We start from the raw sequence: 2,388 nt of genomic DNA on the forward strand, positions 1-2,388 counted from the left end.
CGCTGCAGCACGCGCAGGTCGTCCACGGCCAGCGCCAAGGTGAGCTCGGAGAGCTCGGCGGACAGCCCCTGGTAGGCCCGCGCGCGCTTCGCCTTGCGCTCGAGCGGCCCCAGCTGGCGCTCCACCTCGGCCGCCACGTCCTTCACGCGCGCGAGGTGCTGGTCCATGTGCTCCAGCTTCCGCTCGCTCTTGGCCTTGCGCTGCTTGTGCTTCAGCACGCCGGCCGCCTCCTCGATGAGCGCGCGGCGGTCCTCCGGCTTGGACTGCAGGATGGAGTCGAGCGAGCCTTGGCTGATGATGGAGTGCGTGCCGGTGCCGAGACCCGTGTCGTGCAGGATGTCCAGCACGTCCATGCGGCGCGCCACCACCCCGTTGATCAGGTACTCGCTCTCGCCGGAGCGGTACATGCGGCGCGTGATGGCCACCTCGGCGAAGTCCACGGGAAGCGTGCCGTCCGAGTTGTCCAGCACAAGGTCCACCTCGGCGATGCCCACCGGCTTGCGTGCGGACGACCCCGCGAAGATGACGTCCTCCATGGCCTGGCCGCGCAGGTTCTTCGCGTTGCGCTCGCCCAGCACCCACAGCACCGCGTCCGAGATGTTCGACTTGCCCGAGCCGTTCGGGCCCACCACGGCCGTGATGCCCGGCTCGAGCGCGAGCGCGCTGCGGTCGGCGAACGACTTGAAACCCTTGAGGACGAGCGACTTCAGGTACACGGCCTACCCCTGCTTGCGCTGCTTGGCCTGGGCGCGCTCGCTCTTCTTGCGCGCCTTCTCCTCGGCGCGCGCCGCCGCCTTCTCGGCCTTGGCCAGCTTGGCCGCCTCGGCCTTCTCGGCGCGCGTCTCCTCGTCCACGCCCAGCCCGAAGAACTCGCCGAGGCGCGCGAGCGTGCTCTTGGCCGCCTGGCTCTCGGCCTCCTTCTTCGTGCGGCCGGTGCCGCGGGCCAGGCCCTGCGTGCCGGCGAACACCTGCGCCACGAACGTGCGGTCGTGCGGCGGCCCCTGCGTCTCCACGAGCTTGTACGTGGGCGTGATGCCGTCCTCCTGCAGCTTCTCCTGCAGGGCGCTCTTGGGGTTCTCCGGCTCGCGCGCCATGTCCAGCGACATGCGCGGGATGAGCGTGCGCTCCACGAACTCCTGCGCGGCCCCGATGCCGCCGTCCAGGTAGAGCGCCGCCACCACGGCCTCGTACACGTTCTCCAGCGCGGAGTGCAGGCCGCGCTTGCCCGTGCCCGTCTCCGACGAGCCGAACACGATGACGTCCGCGAAGCCCAGACGGTCGGCCACGTCCGACAGGCTCGCGCCCGACACGAGCGCCACCTTGATGCGCGTGAGCCCGCCCTCGTCCAGGTCGTGGAAACGGTGGAACGCGATGGCCGCCACGATGGCTCCCAGGATGCTGTCGCCCAAAAACTCAAGGCGCTCGTAGGAGTACTTGACGGATTTGCCCTCGGTTGCCGAGGGGTGGGTGATGGCAGAGAGCAGGAGGTGCTCGCTATCGAAGCGGTAGTCGAGTATCTCTTGCGCTCTGGCGAGCTTCTGTTCTTGCTCTTCGGTCAATATCATGAAGGTTCGGCCCTCTGCTGGTCGCTTCTCTCGTGTGTTCCGGTCCGTCGGCGCCGCCCCGCGCCCCCGCCAGGACGGGGAGGCCAGGCGCAAGGAAGGCCCCGGACGCGGACGCGCCGGGGCCACCTTGCCGTTCGGTTCATTGTAGCCGACTACGCGCCCTTCGCCACGGTCTGCGCGATTATTTCAGAAACCCCCGCGCGCACCACGCCGGCCGTGGTGAGCACGCCGTTCTTCACCGCGAAGGCGCTCGAGGAGCCGTGCCCCACCAGCAGCGCCCCCTTCACGCCCAGAAGCGGCGCGCCGCCGTACGTGTCGGGGCTCACCTGCGCCATGAGCTCCTTCAGGCCGCCCTTGATGGCGAGCGCCCCCAGCTTCGTGACGGGGGTTCGCATCATGATGCCCTTGAGCGTCTTGAACAGGGTCTTGGACGTGCCCTCGATGGTCTTCAGGCACACGTTGCCCGTGAAGCCGTCCGTGACGATGACGTCGAACTTCGCGGGGAGGATGTCGCCGCCCTCGGCGTTGCCGGCGAAGTTGGGCAGCTGCTCCTTCAGCAGCGCGTGGGCCTCCTGGGCGAACTGCGAGCCCTTCGCCTCCTCCTCGCCGATGTTCAGCAACGCCGCGCACGGGTTCTCGATGCCGACGATGCGCTCGGCGTAGACGGTGGCCATCTGGGCGAACTGCACGAGGTACGCAGGCTTGCAGTCCGCGTTCGCGCCCACGTCGCACATGACCACCGGGCGCACGGGCGACGGGATGACCGTGGCCAGCGCCGGGCGCGCCACGCCCTTGATGCGGCCCATGACGAGCGTCCCTGCCG

At 69.3% G+C, this 2,388-nt stretch carries 3 protein-coding genes; all 3 read right to left on the reverse strand.

What is annotated here, in order from left to right:
* The coding region (locus GPA_RS02820) for a chromosome segregation SMC family protein (RefSeq protein WP_041238878.1) at positions 1-716 on the reverse strand (716 nt) is incomplete at its 3' end.
* 3 nt (positions 717-719) lie between these two features.
* A complete protein-coding gene (rnc, locus tag GPA_RS02825) occupies positions 720-1,565 on the reverse strand; it encodes a ribonuclease III (RefSeq protein WP_015538874.1) in 846 nt (281 codons plus the stop codon).
* Positions 1,566-1,717: 152 nt separating this feature from the next.
* The coding region (locus GPA_RS02830) for a phosphate acyltransferase (protein ID WP_414735662.1) at positions 1,718-2,388 on the reverse strand (671 nt) is incomplete at its 5' end.

Source organism: Gordonibacter pamelaeae 7-10-1-b, assembly GCF_000210055.1.
Taxonomy (GTDB): domain Bacteria; phylum Actinomycetota; class Coriobacteriia; order Coriobacteriales; family Eggerthellaceae; genus Gordonibacter; species Gordonibacter pamelaeae.